Here is a 20,065-nt window from a genome sequence, read left to right on the forward strand (position 1 = left end):
TGTCAGACAATCGCAAATGAGCGCAGTTTAGCCCGCTAAAATAGTGAATTTGTGGGCAGTACGGCTGGAAAACAGCCACTGCCTGTATGGTTGAGGCAAAATGGTTTTATCTCTCAACATAAAAAATAAACAAACAGAAACAGGCCCTTACTATGAGATTATTATTGGTTGAGGACGACCTAGAACTTCAGAGCAACTTGAAGCAACATTTACTTGATGCCAATTATCGTGTTGATGTGAGTAGTGATGGTGAAGATGGTTTATTTCAAGCTCAAGAATATCAATATGATGCAGCCATTATCGATGTAGGCTTACCTAAAATAGACGGCATTAGTTTAATCACCCAACTAAGAAGCCAAGATATTGGTTATCCCATCATGATTTTAACGGCCAGAGATAGTTGGCAAGATAAAGTCACAGGTCTAGATGCCGGAGCCGATGATTATCTCACTAAGCCGTTTCAACCTGAAGAATTAGTCGCTCGCATAAATGCATTAATCCGCCGCTCAGCCGGCAAAGCGAGCCCCGTTGTGAGTAATGGGCCTTTCACCATTAATACCCGAAGTTTAGAAGTCTTTAAGGAAGGACAAGCAATCAATTTGAGCAGCTCTGAATATAAGTTGTTTGAGTATATGATGCATCACATCGAGGCGGTTTCATCAAAATCGGTTCTGATTGAGCACATCTATGATCAAGATTTTGATTTAGACTCAAACGTTATTGAAGTCTTTATTAGGCGACTGCGTAAAAAGCTAGACCCTGACAATCAACACCAGCTTATCGAAACCTTGCGTGGTCAAGGTTATCGTATGAACAGAGTGAAGTAACTTCGCAATGCATTCTTTAAAAGCCAGAATTATCATCAGCGCACTCCTTGTTATATTGGTCATAGTCCCAACCATTGGGGTAGCGCTGAACAAGGCTTTTGAACAGCAAGTCATGCAATCAACCCAAGACCAGCTACAAGCTTATGTATATTCGGTGCTTGCCATGGCAGAAGTCGAAAATGGTAAGCCCCAAATGCCAAGCCATTTAATGGAGAATCAGTTTAATCTTATCCAATCTGGCCTATATGCTTTAATAACCTATCAAACACAAAACAATCCATCGACGTTAGCCTGGCAGTCTAATTCTTCTATTGGCATCACCTTACCCACTCAATACCCTACCCCAACTACTGGCGAGAGTGTCTTTAACCCGCTAATAATCGATGACCAGCCCCATTGGATATTGAGTTTTGCAGTGAGCTTTGAAAAGGCAGGCAATATCTACCCAATTACATTGCACATCATTAAATCGCAAACTCAGTATCAGCAGCAAATCGATGATTTTAACCAAAAGCTGTGGACTTGGTTAATTAGCTTGATGCTGGTACTACTGGTCGTGCAATTGAGCTGGTTACTGTGGACACTGCAACCTATGGCCTCTTTTGTGCGTGAAATTAAACAGGTAGAACAAGGCAAAGCGACTGAACTATCAAGCCGATATCCAAGCGAACTTAGAGTGCTTGCGAAACAAATTAACACCTTGCTGGCATCAGAAAAAAATCAACGTACTCGCTACCGTAACGCATTAGCTGATTTAGCCCACAGTTTAAAGACGCCACTGGCAGTAATACAAAGCCAAGCTGAGCTAAACCAGACCTCCAAGGAACAGGTTTCAACCATCAACAAGATTATTGCCTATCAACTCAAACGGGCACAAAGTGGTGCAGGACAAGCATGGCACGTTGGCTTTCCAATAGATGATGTCATGAGTAAGCTGGTACGTACCTTGACTAAGCTCAATGCCCAAAACTTTATCGATATCCAATACCAGCCTTGCGCAGATGTTATCTTTAAAGGTGATAAAACCGATTTTAGTGAGATGATTGGAAATGTGCTTGATAACGCCTGTAAAGCGGCGAAATCTCAAGTGCTAGTGCGTGTTTCTGGCAACGAACAACATTGCATAATCAGCATTGAAGATGATGGTGAGGGTATTTGTGAATCAAAACAACAGCAAATATTTGAACGTGGCGTAAGAGCTGATACTTATCAAAAAGGTCATGGTATTGGCTTAGCCATCACACAGGATTTAGTGCAAAGTTATAGCGGTAAATTAACCGTTACCCGTTCAGAAAGACTAGGTGGAGCCAACTTCACTTTTGAATTTGACTCAAGCTTACAGCATTAATATCAAGCATCACTCACCAATGAGTCAATTGATTAGCGCAATCATCGCCTTTATATACAGCTTCTTATCACTAGCGACCGAGAAAACCTCTTTTCAATCGAAAAAAACATCATCTAGCCTTTTGGTTAATCATGTTTATCTCAGTTTATATTTTACTTTCAGCTTATGTTCATCTTGACCTAGTTATCCTGTCATCAACATCAGTTAATGTCAGTTATTGACCTTGGAGAAAAGATGCAAACACTCAAACACAATCACAACCTACTGTATAAGCTTGCTATAAGTGGCGTCATGATGTGCGCGATGTTTTTATCGACGCAAACTCTAGCTCAAACTAATTCAAGCTATGAAAATCTCGCCGAGAAATCTGATTACAAAACGGCAGAAGATACGCTATCAGAAGCTGAGCTTGCGCAAGCACTAGCACCAATTGCCTTGTATCCAGATAGCTTATTAACCCATATATTAATTGCAGCAACTTACCCACTTGAAGTCGTACAAGCGCAGCGCTGGCTCGAACTGCAAGGTGATGTTGAAACCGACATCATAATGCAACGTGTTGAGGGCCAAAGCTGGGATCCGAGTGTACAAGCTTTAGTGGCTTTCCCAAATGTGCTTGAGCGCCTTAATGACGACTTAGAATGGACACAAACGCTTGGTGATGCCTTTTTACAAGATGAAGGTATGGTGCTTGATAGTATTCAAATCTTACGACAGCAAGCAGATGCTGCTAACGCATTTGATGATGTTGAAAATGTCACAGTGACGAAGACTGAGCAGAAAATCATCATTGAGCCTGCACAAAAAGAAATTGTGTATGTGCCATATTATGATACTCGAGTAGTATACGGTAACTGGTATTGGGCAAGCTATCCGCCAGTATACTGGCGCCCACCTGTGTACCCTGTTTATCCAGTACATCCTATCCATCGTCCAATTTATTGGGGGCCGGGGATCCACATCAGCTTTAACTATTATTTCAGTGCTTTTCATTGGCATAGCCGTCGAGTGGTTGTTGTGAATCACCGCTACTCTCATAAATATCGTCCACCAAGAAAGATTGCCTATAGCACTGGCGCAAAACGCTGGGCACACAAACCTCAGCACCGACGCGGAGTCGCATATCGCTCAGCAGTCGTCAGTAAGCGTTATCAGGGGCATTATGCAAAACCGCATACTAGGGTAAAACCAACGCATGCAGTTAGTCATAACAAGGCAAGAGTTGAGCAGGTACACCGCGGATTAGACCGCTCTAAAGCTGTGAGCAAACCAAGCCATTACGCAAATAATACGCAAAAGACGACTCGCGAAAGCAGAGAAAGAACATCTGCAAATAAACAGCAGACTAAACAATATAATCAACCAATGAGCCGTGAACAGGTAAGCCGAGAAAGTCGTAATAAAGCCAGTAGTAGCCGTGATTTATCGCAGCCGACGAATCAGTCTCGCCCTACAGCAGGACAACGACCAACTTCGAGTACGAAAGCTGATAAGTCATCGAGGGACTACCAGTCTAATAGACAATATAGCTCGCAAAATATGAGCAAAAGCAAACAAAGTCAGCCAAGCTATTCTTCACAGAATAGAGCTAATCAGGGGTACTCTCATGCAAAAAACTCTCAAACTAAAAGCTCAACAATGAGAAGCACACAAACTCGCAGCTCACACGTGAAAAGCACTCAAACAAGGAGCAATGCAAGCAGTAGTCAGCGAAGTCGACAAGGCAATAAATAGCCAAGTCATGACTTCAATGCCATAACAGTCAATATCGATATAAGTAAAAAGTCGGCACCAACAAAAAAGCCTGAATCTCAGATTCAGGCTTTATTTTTATTAATCAGGCATCACTTTTTGCGATCTTTAATGTGGCTAATCGCACGCTTACGGCGACGCTCCTGACTTAAGGTCAGCTTTTCAGTCTTGCCTTCAAACGGGTTAGCACCTTCATGGAAACGTAACTGAATCGGTGTACCAACAACATTTAACGAACGACGGAAGTAGTTCATCATGTAGCGTTTATATGAGTCTGGTAACTTACTAACCTGGTTACCATGTACCACAACAATTGGTGGGTTATAGCCACCTGCATGGGCATACTTCAGTTTCACTCGGCGACCATTCACTAATGGCGGCTGGTGATCGTCTTGCGCCATTTGCATCACACGTGTCAACATAGAAGTGGTCACGCGACGAGTTGCACTGTCATAAGCTTCTTCAACTGATTCGTATAGATGACCAACACCGGTACCGTGCAATGCAGAAATGAAGTGAATACGTGCAAAGTCGATAAACCCTAAACGGCGGTCTAATTCATTTTTCACTCTGTCTTTAACGTCTTGGTCAATACCGTCCCACTTGTTAACCGCAATAACTAATGCACGACCAGCATTAAGCGCGAAACCCAGTAGACCCAGATCTTGCTCTGCAATACCTTCGCGAGCATCAATAATCAGTAACACTACGTTGGCATCTTCAACAGCCTTTAGCGTTTTGATCACTGAGTATTTTTCTACCATCTCATGTACTTTAGCTCGGCGACGAACACCTGCGGTGTCAATCAAGATGTACTCTCTACCATCACGCTCCATAGGGATGTAAATACTGTCGCGAGTGGTACCTGGCGAATCATAAACAACAACACGCTCTTCACCTAAAATACGGTTAGTCAGTGTCGACTTACCCACATTGGGTTTGCCGATAATGGCTAGCTTAATTGGTAAGCTCTGTAGACGATTTTGCTCCGCTTCTGCTTCTTCTTCGGTGTATTCACGCTCATCAGCCTGATCTTCTTCATCTGATTTACGCGTAATCCCCATCGCTTCAGCAAAAGGTGTTAAGGCATAGTCAATCATATTTGTCACACCACGCCCTTGCGCAGCTGCCATTTGATATACTTCACCTAAACCAAGCGACCAGAATTCAGCACAAGCTGAATCACCATCTATACCATCAACTTTATTAGCAACCACAAAGGTCACTTTATCGCGGCTACGAAGGTGTTGCGCAATAGCTTGATCTGCAGCAGTTAAACCCGCACGAGCATCTGTCATAAACAATACGACATCGGCCTCTTCAATCGCCGCTAATGACTGCTCAGCCATTTTGGTTTCAATGCCTTCTTCTGTGCCATCAATACCACCTGTATCAACAACGATAAACTCGTAACCAGCCAAAAACGCACGACCATACTTGCGGTCACGAGTTAAGCCTGGGAAATCAGCAACTAATGCATCACGAGTACGTGTCAGACGATTAAATAAAGTCGATTTGCCGACATTCGGTCGCCCTACCAGGGCCACTACAGGGATCATGATTTTGCCTCTAAAAAAACATTCAATAAAAAACCCCCGGAAAGCTTCCAGGGGCTCTAAAACGTATTATAACTTACTTTTTAAGGAAGCGTGACTGTTGCGACAGTACCACTGCGTCCTTGAACATAAACTTTACCGTCAACGACTAATGGCTGAGAATATAAACCGCTGCTATCAACTTGTACTCGCCCCACCACTTCACCTGTTGAACGAGATAAGAAGTGTAAATAACCTTCAAAGTCACCCACTATCAAATATGGACCGATAACAGCCGGCGATGTTAAGTTGCGGTTTTTCATGGAGTTGTTACTCCATAACTCTAATCCGTTACGCTTATCTACAGCATATATTCGGCTAGCATCGTCCACTAAGAATAAGCTCAAACCTGCTTCAGCAAGTTCATTAAAACTTGAATAGCTTCTACTCCAAACGATACGGCCATCACGTAACCCCATAGAAACAAGGTTGCCGTTATAGCTAACAGCATATAGATTTTCACCTGAAATGATTGGCTTCATATCTACATCAGCCATACGGGTAAACTCATTACCCCCTTGCGGGCTAAATACTGTTTGCTCCCAAGCGACTTGACCATTGGTTTTCACAATTACGGCAACTTTACCATCTGCAGTGCCAATGAAAAAACCACCTGCTTCAAATGCTGCAGAGCCTGTGCCACGAAGCGTGAGTGAAGGTAATTGACGCTCATGTGTCCAAGCTTTTTCACCTGAATCAACATAGAAAGCTTCAAATGCCCCCGTACTGGTACTGACAGCAACCATGTCTTCTGCAATGGTTGGGGCAGAAAGTAATTCGCCATTAGCTTCTGAAGCCCAAACAACAGTACCTGTTGCTTCATCTAGTGCTGCCAGTAAACCCGTTTCACCACCGACAAAGACCTTATTACGCGCAACAGTGACACCTGCAGCAAGTCGAATTCCTTTAGTTTGCTTGTTCAACTGCTCATTAAGCTGACGCTCAAGGTTAACACGCCAAACTTGTGCGCCCGTTTCTTGATCGTATGCAGCAACAACGCCTGAGCGGTTAGCAACAAAGATTTTCCCATAACGTACAGCAGGTCTTAATTGAGAGTAGTAATCACCGACACCGCTGCCTGCATTGGTACTCCAACTAATTTCTGGGAATACGCTTGCTTGAATTTCAACTAACTCACTAATCTGCTCTTCTTCAACATCACTAGAAGAACAAGCAGTAAGTAGCGACATGCCAAGTCCTACTGCGAGTATACTTTTATACCACGACTTCATCGGCGAGTTCCTTATGCCTTGTTCAGGTTATCTAACTTCATTGTTAGCGCAGGGCTAGTGGTAGTGCCACCATTATCGACTGCGGTTTGATAAGCAATTCGCGCTTTATCTAGTTCACCTTGACGCACTAAAAAGTCACCTTTCAACTCTTCACGTTGTGCTACAAATGCAGCATCGGTTACAGTTTCTAGCGTTGAAAGTGCAGTACCAATATTGTCTTGCTCAGCTTGAATGCGTGCTAAACGCATCGTGGCAATGCTAGCTAATCCAGCTCCCGGCTTATTAGCAATCACGGTTTTTAACGCCGTTTCAGCTTTAGTAAAATCACCAGCATCAATGGCAGCTTTAGCAACCATTAAATCTAGCATTGCTTGGTAGCCAGCTTGCTTATGATCAACACCAAAGCTTTCAGCAGCACTTAGCATCGCTTGCGGCTCGTTAGCTTGAGTCGTTAGATTTTGAAACGCATCTGAAGCATTTTCAGCAGCTTCAATTTTCATGTCTGAATAAGTGTTCCAACCATAAAGGCCACCTAGACCGACAACAGCACCGACAATGATCGATGTTCCATAGTCTTTCCAGAACTGCTTAATAGCATCTACTTGTTGTTCTTCTGTGCTATAAATTTCCACGCGGACTTCCCCTTTCTAAATCAGTTCTGCAATTGTGGTTGCTAATTGTTCACGGGCAACCAATTGTTGTTCATTATTTTCACGGAGTGGCTTAACAGCCACCTGGTTATTGTTCAGTTCATTTTCGCCAATGATGAGGGCAAACTGAGCGCCGCTTCTATCAGCACGCTTCATTTGTTTTTTAAAGTTTCCACCACCACAATGGGACATGACTTTAAGCGTTGGCAGCGCATTACGCAACTCTTGAGCAATTTTTATTGCTTCAGGTATACATTGCTCACCCATTGCCGTTACATATACGTCAACTTCTGATGGCAGATTATCATTTAATCCAAGCGTATCAAGTAACAATATAATACGCTCAAGCCCCATTGCGAAACCAACGGCAGGCGTGTCTTTGCCACCTAACTGACCAACAAGTCCGTCATAGCGGCCACCAGCAAGCACAGTGCCTTGCGAGCCTAAACTCGTTGTCACCCATTCAAATACGGTTCGATTGTAATAATCTAATCCACGTACCAATCGAGGGTTAATGGTGTATTGGATACCGACAGCATCTAAGAGTTCACATAAAGTTGAAAAATGTGTTTTTGACTCTTCACCCAAATAGTCCATTAAGGCTGGTGCATCTTTTAAAATAGCTTGCACATTACGGTCTTTTGAATCCAATACGCGCAGTGGGTTTGAGTACATTCTGCGTTGACTGTCTTCATCAAGCACATCTTTATGTTGCTCTAAAAAGGCAATAAGTGCTTCACGATATGCAGCACGCTCTTTTGGATCACCCAAGGTGTTTAATTCCAAGGTAACATGCTCTGAAATTCCCAGCTGCTCCCATAGGCGCGCTGACAACATTAATACTTCCGCATCAATATCTGCCGTGGCGATACCATAGACTTCAACACCGAATTGATGGAACTGACGGTAACGACCTTTCTGTGGGCGTTCATGGCGGAACATAGGTCCCATATACCACAGACGCTGTTCTTGGTTATATAGCAAACCATGTTCATTACCCGCACGCACCGTTGAAGCCGTCCCTTCAGGACGCAGAGTCAGGCTATCGCCATTGCGGTCATCAAAGGTGTACATTTCTTTTTCAACAATATCGGTTACTTCGCCGATTGAGCGCTTGAATAAATCGGTACTTTCCACAATGGGTGTACGGATTTCACTGTAACCATAGGCACTGACTGAAGAGCGGATCACCGCTTCCAATTTTTGCCAAGCGGGAGTTTGGGTCGGCAGAGCATCGTTCATACCGCGAATTGCTTGAATTTGTTTAGCCACTATTTACTCGTTTTCTCTATCAATTTGTACATTGCACTGATTCTTTGTCAATACAACTGTGTTATTCGCTTTTATCTTCTACATCGATGCGGTTTGCCACCATGCTGACTTTGGCACGGATTTTCGCTTCTAATGAATCGACGATATTGTCATTATCAAAACGCTCTTTCTGGCGAACACCATCATCGTAATAACCACTTTTACGATGACCACCAGTTAAACCGATATCAGACACTAATGCCTCACCAGGACCGTTAACTACACAACCAATAATGGACACGTCCATCGGTGTGGTGACATCTTCCAAACGTCTTTCTAACTCATTGACGGTATTAATCACATCAAACTCTTGGCGTGAGCATGATGGGCAAGCAATAAAGTTAATTCCACGGCTGCGAATGCGTAGTGACTTAAGAATATCAAAGCCCACTTTGATTTCTTCAACAGGGTCGGCAGCAAGTGATACACGTAACGTATCACCAATACCTTCAGCCAGAAGCATACCTAAACCCACAGCAGATTTAACTGAGCCAGAGCGCAAACCGCCTGCTTCTGTTATACCAAGATGCAAAGGTTGTTGAATTTGTTTCGCCAGTAAGCGATACGATTCTACCGCTAAAAATACATCCGACGCTTTTACGCTTACTTTAAATTGGTCAAAGTTAAGGCGATCAAGTATGTCCACGTGACGCATGGCAGACTCTAGCAATGCCTCTGGCGTTGGTTCTTTATATTTATCCATTAGATCTTTTTCTAATGAACCACCATTTACACCGATGCGGATAGGGATATTTTTATCGCGAGCACAATCAACTACATTACGAATGCGCTCTTCATTACCAATATTGCCAGGGTTAATGCGCAAACAATCAACACCATATTCTGCTACTTTAAGTGCGATGCGATAATCAAAGTGAATATCGGCAATTAAAGGAATATCAACGGCTTGTTTAATTTGTTTAAACGCTTCAGCCGCATCCATGGTGGGAACAGACACTCGCACTAAATCTGCACCGACATTTTCAAGGGCGCGAATTTGCGCAACCGTGGCTTCAACATCAGTGGTGCGTGTATTAGTCATTGACTGCACCGCAATTGGTGCACCGTCACCAATCGGCACATTACCTACATAGATTCGTGTCGAAGGTCTACGGATAATTGGAGTTTCGTTATACATGCAAATAGGCTCTAAATCAGTTTATTGTCAGCATTAAATGCTTGCGTTTGGCAAGGTTAACCTCGCCACTCGACCACTGCTGAATGAAGATAAATCGATTGGCGAACCATCGATTTGTAAGCTCACCACCTGCGGTGCGCCTAAAACAACTTGTAGTGGAGCTGCGCCTGTTGCGCTAATCACTCGCCCAGGAGACTTCACTCCATCAATAATTACGCGGCCAGTAGCATCTGTCACGTTTACCCAGCAATCACCTGATAGTTCCATCGATATTTGCGCTTGGGTAAATGACTCATGGTTCACAGTAGTCACGGTCGGCGTAGCGGCATTAGCTATGACGCTATTATCTTCAACTTGTGGAGCTGAAGTCACTTCATTCGCCGTATTTTGTGATACATCATGGGTTAATGAACCGCTTTGAGTCAATTGTGACTGCTGTGATGTGACCTGTGCAGGCAGTTGTGCGACCTCAGGTGACACAGCTTCTGCTTCAACATTTTCAATCGCTTGCTCATTCATCTCAGCAGCAATTTGTTTTGCCTGTGATTCAGTCAATTCGATTTCTGATTGATTACCTGCTGTAACTGCCATATCAATGCTTTTTTTGGCTGCGATTTCTTCTACGGTAGGTTTAGACAGGTCAATATTGGTTAACTGCTCAGTTTTTTGTACCCACCACAATATCAGCATGGCAACCAGCGCTATTGCAATGAGATAGGTTACCAATTTCAGACGGCTGTCTCTTGCTTGACGCGACGTCTTGCGTGAGAAGCTTTGCATTGAAGGGGCGGTAATATCTGGTAATTGATGTTCTAAACAGGAGTTAATCGCTTCTATGTCTGCGTCAATCAGCTTGGCATAATTGCGAATATAACCGCGAACATAAGTGGTTGATGCAATGTCATCAAAATTATCAGCTTCAATATCTACCAGCACTTTAGGGCGAAGATGCAATGATAAAGCTGCAGCCTCAATACTCATACCCTTGTGTTCACGCGCAGCTTTTAATATAGCGCCAGTGGTCGCCACATCATCTAAGACTTCTGTTTGCTCGATTTCAGCATCAATGTCTGGTTGGTTATCATTATTCATTAGTGCATATTGGCTCTATATTCTTTCGCTTGTGGCGAAGTAGGGAACTTGGCAATTAGCAAAACGCCATAGCGTTTCATGGCTTCAACATTGCCCAATTCTCGCTCTATTTGGATCCCTAAAGCTAACGTTTCTGCACTATCTCCCACAACACTATAAAGGCGGGTAAAATATTGACGCGCAGAGGCATAATCAGCCGCATCCATGGCCAACTCGGTAAGTTCTAATAAACTGGTGATTCTTCTGGCGTCATACTTTAACGCCATGGTGAAATAGTGCTGTGCTTTTACTAAGTCACCGGATTTACGGGTACACACCCCTAAGTTTTCATAACTTGACGCGGTACGTGTATAGCGCGAGGTGTTAATCGCCGCTAAAAACATTTCTTCAGAACGGTCATATTTTTGTTGCTGACACAAAAATACACCAAAATTATTCTTAGCATCGCCAGTGGCATCACTGCGTGAAATGGCCTTATCATAGGCCTGTTCAGTGCGAGCTAGATCTCCTACCGTTTGATAATAATAAGCTAAAGCAACATACACTTCACTTAGTTGCGGCGCATAGTCAACGGCTTTGTCTAAATTGTATTTTGCTTGTTCGCTGTTGCCACGCTTAAGGTAAGTTAACCCTAATTGCATTCTCTCTCTTGCTGCAGCATTCATATCGATAGCACGTTCTGCTACTGGCACATCCGTACCACTGTAGGTGCGTTCAGTCACACACCCTGTAATCGAAAAAGACAAAAATGACAAAGCCAATAATTGCGGCAACTTATGCTTCATTAACAGTCCTATTATTTGCACAAACAAAGAGTTAGTCCATTGTGACCGAAATCTGTTGCTGTTGCATTTGTTTTTTTGCTAAACGTTTAGTGCGGTCACGAATATCACCCGCTAACTGTCCGCAAGCAGCATCAATATCATCACCTCGTGTTTTACGCACAATAACGGTTAAACCGTACTCCATCAACACTTTAGAAAAACGATCGATACGAGAGTTTGATGAGCGCCCATAGGGTGAACCCGGATAAGGGTTAAATGGAATTAAGTTAATCTTACAAGGTGTCTCTTTCATCACCTTAGCTAACTCATGGGCTTGGTCTGTGCTGTCATTAATATGATCGAGCATCACGTACTCTACGGTCACCCTGCCACGATTCGCATTAGATTTGGCTAGATAACGGCGAATAGAGGCCAAAAACTCTTCAAGTGGGTACTTTTTATTGACCGGTACTAATACATCGCGCAGCTCATCGTTAGGTGCATGAATACTGACAGCTAGCGCAACATCAAGTGCGTCACCAAACTTATCTAACGCAGGTACAACACCAGAGGTTGATAAGGTTACACGACGCTTAGACAAACTAAAGCCAAAATCGTCCAGCATGATATCAATGGCAGGAATAACATTGGCAAGATTCAACAAAGGCTCGCCCATTCCCATCATCACAACATTACTGATTGGACGCTCACCCGTGTCTCTTTGGAAACCTAAAAACTGCGATACACGCCAGATTTGACCAACGATTTCACCAACGGTTAAGTTTCGGTTGAAGCCTTGCTGAGCAGTTGAGCAGAAGGTACATTCAAGTGCGCAACCCACTTGTGAAGAAACGCATAAGGTTGCGCGATCTTCTTCAGGAATATAAACCGTCTCAACTTCCTGACCTTGACCTACGTTAATCGCAAACTTAATGGTGCCATCGGCAGATTTTTGAAAGTTAGAAATTTCAGGCGCCACAATTTCACATTTGGCGGCGAGTTTAGCTCTTAATTTCTTATTGATATTAGTCATTTCTTCAAAGTCACTAATACCAAAATGATAAATCCATTTCATTAGCTGATCAGCACGAAATGGCTTCTCGCCCATTTCAGTGAATAAAGCGCGTAAGCCTTTACGATCTAAATCTAATAAATTGATTTTGTTCTCGCTCATTTAACCTAACCTCAAAAACCACAAACCTGCTACAGGGCGGCGAATTATACAGATCCTAACAATTATTAGCCAGTATTACCGCCATGGCTGATTACGCTGTACACAAAATGCAGCTGATTAATTATAAATTCAATAGGTTTTATAAAAGTTTATGCTAAAATTTGTGAGCGCTAATATTTGCGTGACACATGAGACTGATAAACCCCGTATGATAACCCTTATCATTATAGTATTTTTTGCTATTGCTATTTCTTTCCTTTGCAGTGTTTTTGAAGCTGTTTTACTGTCAGTGACACCAAGCTATATCGCCTCACTGGCCAGCACAGACCAAAAAGCTGCCGCCCGTTTAGACAAACAAAAAGCCAACGTTGAATCACCTCTGGTGTCTATTTTGACACTCAACACGGTCGCTCACACCGTTGGTGCTGCGGTTGCAGGCGCCCAAGCGGCAAAGGTATTTGGTAGTGAAATGTTAGGCGTGTTTTCTGGCGTACTGACATTCTTAATCTTATTTTTCTCTGAAATTATCCCAAAAACACTCGGTGCTAATTACTGGCGTCGTTTGGCACCTGCTGTGTCACTTATTCTGGTTTGGCTTGAAAAGCTCACTATGCCTTTAATCTGGATGTCACAAAAAGTCACTAAGCTGATGGGCAAAGGTGATGAAGGCCAATACATTCGCCAAGAGATGAGTGCAATGGCAAAAATTGGTAAAGAGTCTGGAGAATTAGACGAACAAGAGTCTGGTATTCTGACTCAAATGCTGTCAGTCAAAGATATGCCAGTAAAAGCAATTATGACGCCAAGAACAGTCATTTATAAGCTGGACAGTCAAACCTCTCATCAAGAGTTTTTAGCCAAGCACATTGGTGTACCTTTTACTCGTTTACCCGTTTATGACGGTGACAGAGACAACATCATTGGCTATATCAATCGCACAGATGTATTGGCCAATGCGTCACGTACACCACACGAAAGTATTGCGATTCACAAAAAGAATTTATTGGTGATCCCTGAAACAGCAAAAGTACTGCCTCTATTCCAATTGATGACCAAGCGTAAAGCTAAAATGGCAATGATTGTCGACGAGTACGGTTCTAATGAGGGTGTGATCACCATTGAAGATATTGTTGAATCCCTATTAGGTCTCGAAATTGTTGACAGTAATGATCCCGCAATCGACATGCAGCAACTTGCAAGAGAGATGTGGCAGCGCCGCATGAAGAATAAAGGTATCGTATTGTCAGCAGATGATGGCGAATTTGCCCGCCCTCATGATGTGCCATCGTCAAATTAAACAATGTGTGCTCGTAAGATAACTTACGAGCATACTTTCACCATTAAGCGGCTATATGACCCAAACCTACTCCCTCAAGCTTGCCCACATTAATGACACCCACTCTCATTTTGACCCGACCCAAGTTAGGTTTAGCCTTCAGCATAGCAACCAGCAATTTCAGGTGTTAGCTAATAGTGGCGGATATGCTCGAATCGGCTACCAAGTTGAACAAGCAAGGCAGCAAGCCAACGATAATCAACAAGCATTTGTATTTTTACATGGTGGGGATAGCTTTCAAGGCACCTTGTATTTTAGAGAGTTTCAGGGTGCAGCAAATGCACATTTACTCAACTTATTAAAACCAGATGCCATGGTACTGGGTAATCATGAGATTGATGCAGGTAACAGCCCAGTGCAGGCATTTCTCAATAGAATCGATTTCCCAATGTTGGCTGGCAATATGGACCTAAGCCAAGAAGACCGGTTTAAACCTGGGCGGTTGTATGGTCATCCAATGCTATACGACTATGACGATACGGCAGACAGAGCAAAGGTATTAATCAAACCTTTTCATGACCAAAAGCTTGCTATTGTCGGAATTACCTTAGATCAAATGCGCCTGATTGCACGGCCCGATGCCGACACGCACTTTGCCAACGCCATTGACACTTTGGAGCACACCATTGCCAATTTGCATCAGCAAGGTATCAAACACATTCTTGTATTAAGTCACTTGGGGCTTGAACAAGATAAAGAGCTTGCCGAGAAAGTGTCTGGCATTAGCCTCATAGTGGGTGGTCACTCACATACCTTACAAGGCGACTTTAGCCAATTAGGTATGAGTAACATGCCGTATGGGGAACGAGTCAATGATGTGCCAATATTGCATGCGGGCAAGTATGCAGAAACCATAGGTTTAGCAGATATCACCTTTGACGAACAAGGCAAAGTCACCGAATTAAACGGCTGCAACTATTTTATGTTATCAGATGATTTAGATATCCAATCTGAGCAAAAAACGACACAAGCAACCTTAGATGAAGTCAAAAAACACGTGTTGACCCACAAGTATGTACTAGGCGCAGAATCTAACTCAGAGGTTGATGATGTCATTGCCGCAGATTACCGCCCTGCACTACAGGTGTTAGAAAACAACATCTTGGCGCATATACCTAAAGACTTCATTCATACTCGATTGCCCAGCAAACACTTCCCCCATGGCAGTGAGATTGCGCCATGGGTCAGTCGTAGTATGTACAAATCAGCGAAACAAATTGAGCCGAATTTAGACTTTGCACTGCACAATGCCGGTGGTGTTAGACAGTCATTAATTAAAGGCCAACTTTCAATGGCCGATGTTGTTGGCCGGATTTTACCATTTGAATTACCTCTGACCTTGTATCAAATTCAAGGTAAATACATAATCCAAGCCATTGAGTCGGCCATTAATGCTGCAACCAACAATGGTGTTACAGGCACGGGAGCGGGTAGTTTCCCTTACCCGTATGGGCTAAGGTATTTTTACGATGGCACCCGCCCAATGGGACAGCGTGTTACTCAGGTACAAGTGCTAAGGCAAAAGCAATGGCAAGATATGGGGCTTGAAACCAACTATATTGGCGTATCAACTGCCTATACAGCAGCGGGTAAGGAAGGTTATGATGCACTGCTCTTCGCCCAGTGGCAGCAAGGCATCGACACCAAAACACTGCCAGAAGCCTTTGTTGACTTTGTCAGCGAGCACAGTCATCTCATTGGTGACAAACTACTTCCTAATGTCAATTACATCAGCCATCACCAATAATGGTTTTTAATGGTCACAATCTGTAACAAACTCGGCTTAGATCACAGACCCATTTCTATCAGCGTGATTAAATGATTTATTAAGTGCTTAAGTAGTAAAGTTGAATATCAATTGAGCACTTGGTCTAGAACATACAACAAAGACACAATTAAAGAGATCATTCCATGAAAGCAAAATTTATTAAATTGATTGCAGCAGCCACGCTCGCATTAGGCGTCACTTCAGCTTGGGCGCAAGGTGTGATCCATCAAGGTGAAGTATTAGAAACAATGAATGGCGGTGGCTACACTTACGTTCAAATTAAAAATGAAAAAGATACATTTTGGGCTGCTGGTCCACAAACTGAGGTAGCAAAAGGCGATATCGTTCAGGTCTCTGAGCAAATGTGGATGTCGAACTTTAAGAGTTCAAGCTTAAATAAGACTTTCGAAAAACTCATGTTTGCCGGTCACATCACCAAAAAATAATTCGCTTTTACATTAAAAGCAGTAATAATCGGCTAATCATTTGATTAGCCGATTTTTTTATGGTCTATTCGATCATTAGTTTTCAACGTGCTCATGCTACTGCCATCGCTCAGGTCATGCATCAAGCCGTGCAACACATTCATCATGTAAGGTACCCACAAGCCAAACTTGATGCTTGGAGTAAGCAGCCTCGTTCTACCGAGTACTGGCGCAGGCAATGCGTTAATGGCCCAAGCTGGGTAATAGTTGATTGCGACCAACAAGTCTGTGGTTTTATCAGCTGCGACAAACCAAGCCGGCAACAGTGCCATGTGGCACATTTATATATTGACCCATCGCACCAACGTAAGCAGCTAGCAACCTTGCTAGTAAAGCATCTACAAGCATGGGCTAAAACACAGCCCTTAAATGCAATCACTGTTGATGCATCTCACCTATCAAAGGGCGTTTTTTCACAATGCGGCTTTGTCGTAACGATGAAGAGTATTCAACGAAAACGTAGTCAAAGCTTGAATGGGTTTTATATGACATATCAAATGCCAGAGGATGAGAAAGCACAGTAGATATTGGATTTATCCATCTTGTAAAACTTGCGCTTGAGTGCTGATAATTTTGGATTGTCAATTGGCGTTGAAAATATGCTCAAAGCCAGATCTTCTTTTAACAATAGAATGAGGGGGGATGAAGCTTTGCCCTAACCTAATCATCCTTAAGCAGCGGCATTAACATTGATTCCAAACCATTCAATTTAACTTCATAAATCAATGCAAGCTGCTGACCTATTTTACCTTCAGGGAAGCCTTTGCTGTGAAACCACACTAAATAGGGCTCAGGAAGTGTGAGCAGCTTTCTACCTGCATACTTGCCAAAGGGCATTCGCTGGTTAATCGCTTCAAGCAATAATTTGTCGTGCACTGTCACTCCTTGCATGCAAACGATTTATATTAGTTTGCTATATAAGATGGGTATTTAGAGAGTTTACGTTATATATGAAATCACTGCATTATCCATTGTAGATTATCAGGCTGACAATTGGGGAGGCAATATCTACCTAAGTCTCTATTCAACATAGCAATTTCAACCACAAACGGCCATGTATTCGAATGGTCAATTTTCCGTCTTTCTTAATAGTAAAGTCAATAAACAATCACAGTGCCATTTAAGAAAAAGTGTCAAAATTCAAGCAATTGACGAACTCACAAGTTGATTTTACAGTTAATCAAAATAGTTAACTAAAAGGTAACAACATGATTCTGTTAGTCGGTGGAGAAAAAGGAGGTAGCGGTAAAAGTTGCTTAGCGCAAAATATCGCCGTTTTCCTCACAGCAGAAGCCAAAGCCTCTGTCATCATGGTTGATTGTGATCCACAACGTACAACGTCAGATTGGATCCAAGCTCGTAACAACAACCCAGAGTTACCTGCAATCAATTGTGTGCAACTGTATGGCAAAATCCGCAACGATTTACTCAGTCTTGAGCAGCATTATGATTATGTCATTGTTGACTGTGGTGGCCAAGATAACCTCGCGCTTCGTGCCAGTCTCTCAGTTGCCAGCTTTGCCTTGATCCCGTTGCGCCCAAAACGTCGCGACTTAAAAACAGTCAGCCATATGGATGACATCATCGCCACTTGCATGATGATTAATCCCAATATGCAGGCAAGCTTTGTAATTACTCAATGCCCAAGCTTACCGAATCAAGCAAACCGTATTCTAGAAGCAAAAGATGTATGCCGTACATACGACATCAATGTGCTTGATGCCGTTAACTACAGCCGCAATATCTATGATGATAGCGAAGAGTCAGGGCGTTCAGTTTTCGAAATAGAACCCAATGGCAAAGCTGCTAACGAAATGCGTCAAATAGCCTGTGAACTACTCGGCGTTGAGCATGCCAAACAACTCATAGGTGCCACAAAAACACAATTATTACGCACAGGAGTGGAATATGGGTCTAGCCGATCTCAAGAAAAACGTTTCGTCATGTAATCATAACTTTCAACGAGAAATGTCAGTACATGAGTTTATTGAGGCAGCTAACTTGTATGCCGCGGGCAAGGCTACGCCAATTAGCAATAACAATGACAAAATCACGCCAATACATGCGCACCCTAAACATAAAGCATGCATGTCTTTGGTTGAGAGCAAATGTGAGAACCAACAAGCGATTTCAAAGCTGTTGAATACCCATAGCTCATTGACCTCACAACAAATACAAAAGAAGCCCTTTAGAAGAGCGACATTCACACTGAGCGAAATGGCAATAAGTCAGTTGCAAACGTTAAGTCAAAGCAGTAAAACGGCTAAATCAAAATTGATTAGACAATTAATAAATCAGCATTTTGCACTTACACCGTCACAAAGAAGCAATATCAATGCTGAGTTAGACATCGACTAACACTTACAATACAAGGAGGTATCAAGGTGCTAATGAGGTTATTAGCCAACAGCTAAATTGTTACGATTAAACGTAAAGTAAGACAGCCTTGCCAATAGCAAAGCTGATGAAGATTGTTATTAATAGTATTTTTATCCTAAACTCCCAACTTTCGCTAACTAGGGTTATCTCCCCTAGTTAGCGCTTTTATTTGTGCTGAAAATCACTCAAGCCCAAGAGTCAATACGCAACTCAGTTGCTATAGGCTTTATCACACATCAAACAAACCTTCATCGAGGAATAGTTAATCGAAGGGTTGAATTATTGGCTTTCCCCCCAATCTATTAATTACACCCTAGCAATCATTTATCGAGGGAACAGGGATGATAGCGCTCATCGTATTATTTATTTCAGCAACCGCTGCCATTGCATGGATTGCAACTATTCCACTGCGGCAACGATTGCGTCGCCAAAAAGTGATGAGTAAACCGTTTCCACAGCCATGGCGAAAAATCCTTAAGCAGCGATTTCCATATTTTAAATCTATGCCGACAGATTTGCAGTTGCAGCTCAAAAAGCACATTCAAATCTTTATTGATGAAAAAGATTTCGTTGGCTGCCAAGGCTTAACCATAACTGACGAAATCAAAGTCACTATTGCTGCGCAAGCCTGTTTGCTTTTACTCAACCGTAAAACCGATTTTTACCCTAAGTTAAAACATATTCTTGTTTACCCCCATGCCTTTATTACCCAACAGCAAGTCACTGATGCAGCGGGTGTGCAGTCACTGCAACAGAATGTGCATTTAGGTGAATCTTGGGGGAATGGTAAGGTCATTTTGTCTTGGCACAATACACTAGCCGGAGCTGCTCAACCAGATGATGGTCATAACGTTGTGATACATGAGTTTGCACATCAGTTAGACCAAGAGACAGGTGATGCCAACGGTGCGCCTTTTTTGCAAAAGCTTACTGACTATCCAACCTGGTCTGAGACATTACGTTCTGAGTTCAACCAGCTACAATATTGTGCCCAAAACCATATACCTTCACTTTTCAATTACTATGGCGCAACTAATCCGGCTGAGTTTTTTGCAGTGATAACAGAAACCTTTTTTGAAAAGCCTCAGCAGTTTCACCAAGAACACCCAAAACTTTTTCAAGAATTAAGCCGCTTTTATCAACTTAACCCTATTCATTGGCAATAGCACGGGTTACAGTTTTCATTAAAGCTGAATGGCTAACGACTTATAAGA

General features: G+C 42.8%; 19 protein-coding genes. 10 read left to right on the forward strand and 9 right to left on the reverse strand.

The window, feature by feature from the left end; translation table 11 throughout:
* Nucleotides 1-152 precede the first annotated feature (152 nt).
* The 3 genes from ACHUGF_RS01450 (at nucleotide 153) to ACHUGF_RS01460 (ending at nucleotide 3,909) form a co-directional block, all read left to right on the forward strand.
* Nucleotides 153-827: a response regulator transcription factor gene (locus ACHUGF_RS01450; protein WP_394128990.1), complete on the forward strand. Its 675-nt coding sequence runs from the start codon at nucleotides 153-155 to the stop codon at nucleotides 825-827.
* A gap of 7 nt (nucleotides 828-834) precedes the next feature.
* On the forward strand, nucleotides 835-2,175 hold the full coding sequence (locus tag ACHUGF_RS01455; RefSeq protein WP_394128991.1) for an ATP-binding protein: 1,341 nt from the start codon (nucleotides 835-837) through the stop codon (nucleotides 2,173-2,175).
* A 234-nt stretch (nucleotides 2,176-2,409) separates the two neighbouring features.
* Nucleotides 2,410-3,909 carry a DUF3300 domain-containing protein gene (locus tag ACHUGF_RS01460; protein ID WP_394128992.1) on the forward strand — a complete coding sequence of 500 codons (1,500 nt, stop codon included), beginning with the start codon at nucleotides 2,410-2,412 and terminating at the stop codon, nucleotides 3,907-3,909.
* Between the two features lie 110 nt (nucleotides 3,910-4,019).
* On the opposite strand, the gene der is transcribed toward ACHUGF_RS01460, so the two are convergent.
* The 8 genes from der to rlmN all read right to left on the reverse strand — a co-directional run bounded on the left by der (nucleotide 4,020) and on the right by rlmN (nucleotide 12,883).
* Nucleotides 4,020-5,486 (reverse strand): ribosome biogenesis GTPase Der, encoded by a 1,467-nt coding sequence (gene der / locus ACHUGF_RS01465; RefSeq protein WP_394128993.1) that lies wholly within the window; start codon nucleotides 5,484-5,486, stop codon nucleotides 4,020-4,022.
* Nucleotides 5,487-5,566: 80 nt separating this feature from the next.
* Nucleotides 5,567-6,754 carry an outer membrane protein assembly factor BamB gene (bamB, locus tag ACHUGF_RS01470; protein ID WP_394128994.1) on the reverse strand — a complete coding sequence of 396 codons (1,188 nt, stop codon included), beginning with the start codon at nucleotides 6,752-6,754 and terminating at the stop codon, nucleotides 5,567-5,569.
* An 11-nt stretch (nucleotides 6,755-6,765) separates the two neighbouring features.
* The gene (locus tag ACHUGF_RS01475; RefSeq protein ID WP_394128995.1) at nucleotides 6,766-7,386 is read right to left on the reverse strand and encodes a tetratricopeptide repeat protein; all 621 of its coding nucleotides are present in this window, start codon (nucleotides 7,384-7,386) and stop codon (nucleotides 6,766-6,768) included.
* Between the two features lie 15 nt (nucleotides 7,387-7,401).
* Nucleotides 7,402-8,676: a histidine--tRNA ligase gene (hisS, locus tag ACHUGF_RS01480; protein ID WP_394128996.1), complete on the reverse strand. Its 1,275-nt coding sequence runs from the start codon at nucleotides 8,674-8,676 to the stop codon at nucleotides 7,402-7,404.
* A gap of 61 nt (nucleotides 8,677-8,737) precedes the next feature.
* Nucleotides 8,738-9,853 carry a flavodoxin-dependent (E)-4-hydroxy-3-methylbut-2-enyl-diphosphate synthase gene (gene ispG / locus ACHUGF_RS01485; RefSeq protein ID WP_394128997.1) on the reverse strand — a complete coding sequence of 372 codons (1,116 nt, stop codon included), beginning with the start codon at nucleotides 9,851-9,853 and terminating at the stop codon, nucleotides 8,738-8,740.
* A 33-nt stretch (nucleotides 9,854-9,886) separates the two neighbouring features.
* Nucleotides 9,887-10,945, reverse strand: coding sequence for a RodZ domain-containing protein (locus ACHUGF_RS01490; RefSeq protein WP_394128998.1), 1,059 nt, complete (start codon nucleotides 10,943-10,945; stop codon nucleotides 9,887-9,889).
* Nucleotides 10,945-11,730, reverse strand: coding sequence for a type IV pilus biogenesis/stability protein PilW (gene pilW, locus ACHUGF_RS01495; RefSeq protein ID WP_394128999.1), 786 nt, complete (start codon nucleotides 11,728-11,730; stop codon nucleotides 10,945-10,947). Before pilW ends, ACHUGF_RS01490 begins: the two co-directional genes overlap by 1 nt.
* A gap of 31 nt (nucleotides 11,731-11,761) precedes the next feature.
* A complete protein-coding gene (rlmN, locus tag ACHUGF_RS01500) occupies nucleotides 11,762-12,883 on the reverse strand; it encodes a dual-specificity RNA methyltransferase RlmN (RefSeq protein WP_394129000.1) in 1,122 nt (373 codons plus the stop codon).
* A gap of 208 nt (nucleotides 12,884-13,091) precedes the next feature.
* On the opposite strand from rlmN, the gene ACHUGF_RS01505 reads away from it, so the two are divergent.
* From ACHUGF_RS01505 to ACHUGF_RS01520, 4 genes are all read left to right on the forward strand, one after another.
* Nucleotides 13,092-14,180, forward strand: coding sequence for a CNNM domain-containing protein (locus tag ACHUGF_RS01505; protein WP_394129001.1), 1,089 nt, complete (start codon nucleotides 13,092-13,094; stop codon nucleotides 14,178-14,180).
* 55 nt (nucleotides 14,181-14,235) lie between these two features.
* The gene (locus ACHUGF_RS01510) at nucleotides 14,236-15,966 is read left to right on the forward strand and encodes a bifunctional metallophosphatase/5'-nucleotidase (RefSeq protein WP_394129002.1); all 1,731 of its coding nucleotides are present in this window, start codon (nucleotides 14,236-14,238) and stop codon (nucleotides 15,964-15,966) included.
* Between the two features lie 164 nt (nucleotides 15,967-16,130).
* The gene (locus ACHUGF_RS01515; protein ID WP_394129003.1) at nucleotides 16,131-16,433 is read left to right on the forward strand and encodes an NrfJ; all 303 of its coding nucleotides are present in this window, start codon (nucleotides 16,131-16,133) and stop codon (nucleotides 16,431-16,433) included.
* A 59-nt stretch (nucleotides 16,434-16,492) separates the two neighbouring features.
* Entirely contained in the window at nucleotides 16,493-16,996 is a 504-nt protein-coding gene (locus ACHUGF_RS01520; protein ID WP_394129004.1) for a GNAT family N-acetyltransferase, read from the forward strand.
* A gap of 136 nt (nucleotides 16,997-17,132) precedes the next feature.
* Here the strand turns inward: ACHUGF_RS01520 and ACHUGF_RS01525 are convergent, their stop codons facing one another.
* Nucleotides 17,133-17,348, reverse strand: a complete 216-nt coding sequence (locus ACHUGF_RS01525; protein WP_394129005.1) for a DUF3820 family protein — start codon at nucleotides 17,346-17,348, stop codon at nucleotides 17,133-17,135.
* Nucleotides 17,349-17,680: 332 nt separating this feature from the next.
* Between ACHUGF_RS01525 and ACHUGF_RS01530 the strand changes: the two genes are divergently transcribed.
* From ACHUGF_RS01530 to ACHUGF_RS01540, 3 genes are all read left to right on the forward strand, one after another.
* A complete protein-coding gene (locus ACHUGF_RS01530) occupies nucleotides 17,681-18,421 on the forward strand; it encodes an AAA family ATPase (RefSeq protein ID WP_394129006.1) in 741 nt (246 codons plus the stop codon).
* On the forward strand, nucleotides 18,381-18,830 hold the full coding sequence (locus tag ACHUGF_RS01535) for a hypothetical protein (RefSeq protein WP_394129007.1): 450 nt from the start codon (nucleotides 18,381-18,383) through the stop codon (nucleotides 18,828-18,830). Before ACHUGF_RS01530 ends, ACHUGF_RS01535 begins: the two co-directional genes overlap by 41 nt.
* 362 nt (nucleotides 18,831-19,192) lie before the next feature.
* Nucleotides 19,193-20,017 carry a M90 family metallopeptidase gene (locus ACHUGF_RS01540; protein WP_394129008.1) on the forward strand — a complete coding sequence of 275 codons (825 nt, stop codon included), beginning with the start codon at nucleotides 19,193-19,195 and terminating at the stop codon, nucleotides 20,015-20,017.
* Nucleotides 20,018-20,065: the final 48 nt, after the last annotated feature.

Origin of the sequence: Shewanella maritima, from assembly GCF_043643735.1 — a bacterium.
In the GTDB taxonomy this organism is placed as follows: Bacteria; Pseudomonadota; Gammaproteobacteria; order Enterobacterales; family Shewanellaceae; genus Shewanella; species Shewanella maritima_A.

Coding starts and splice junctions, on each gene's coding strand:
- ACHUGF_RS01450 (WP_394128990.1), top strand. CDS start 153: ATGAGATTATTATTGGTTGAGGACGACCTAGAACTTCAGAGCAACTTG.
- ACHUGF_RS01455 (WP_394128991.1), top strand. CDS start 835: ATGCATTCTTTAAAAGCCAGAATTATCATCAGCGCACTCCTTGTTATA.
- ACHUGF_RS01460 (WP_394128992.1), top strand. CDS start 2,410: ATGCAAACACTCAAACACAATCACAACCTACTGTATAAGCTTGCTATA.
- der (WP_394128993.1), bottom strand. CDS start 5,486: ATGATCCCTGTAGTGGCCCTGGTAGGGCGACCGAATGTCGGCAAATCG.
- bamB (WP_394128994.1), bottom strand. CDS start 6,754: ATGAAGTCGTGGTATAAAAGTATACTCGCAGTAGGACTTGGCATGTCG.
- ispG (WP_394128997.1), bottom strand. CDS start 9,853: ATGTATAACGAAACTCCAATTATCCGTAGACCTTCGACACGAATCTAT.
- ACHUGF_RS01490 (WP_394128998.1), bottom strand. CDS start 10,945: ATGAATAATGATAACCAACCAGACATTGATGCTGAAATCGAGCAAACA.
- pilW (WP_394128999.1), bottom strand. CDS start 11,730: ATGAAGCATAAGTTGCCGCAATTATTGGCTTTGTCATTTTTGTCTTTT.
- rlmN (WP_394129000.1), bottom strand. CDS start 12,883: ATGAGCGAGAACAAAATCAATTTATTAGATTTAGATCGTAAAGGCTTA.
- ACHUGF_RS01505 (WP_394129001.1), top strand. CDS start 13,092: ATGATAACCCTTATCATTATAGTATTTTTTGCTATTGCTATTTCTTTC.
- ACHUGF_RS01510 (WP_394129002.1), top strand. CDS start 14,236: ATGACCCAAACCTACTCCCTCAAGCTTGCCCACATTAATGACACCCAC.
- ACHUGF_RS01515 (WP_394129003.1), top strand. CDS start 16,131: ATGAAAGCAAAATTTATTAAATTGATTGCAGCAGCCACGCTCGCATTA.
- ACHUGF_RS01520 (WP_394129004.1), top strand. CDS start 16,493: ATGGTCTATTCGATCATTAGTTTTCAACGTGCTCATGCTACTGCCATC.
- ACHUGF_RS01530 (WP_394129006.1), top strand. CDS start 17,681: ATGATTCTGTTAGTCGGTGGAGAAAAAGGAGGTAGCGGTAAAAGTTGC.
- ACHUGF_RS01535 (WP_394129007.1), top strand. CDS start 18,381: ATGGGTCTAGCCGATCTCAAGAAAAACGTTTCGTCATGTAATCATAAC.
- ACHUGF_RS01540 (WP_394129008.1), top strand. CDS start 19,193: ATGATAGCGCTCATCGTATTATTTATTTCAGCAACCGCTGCCATTGCA.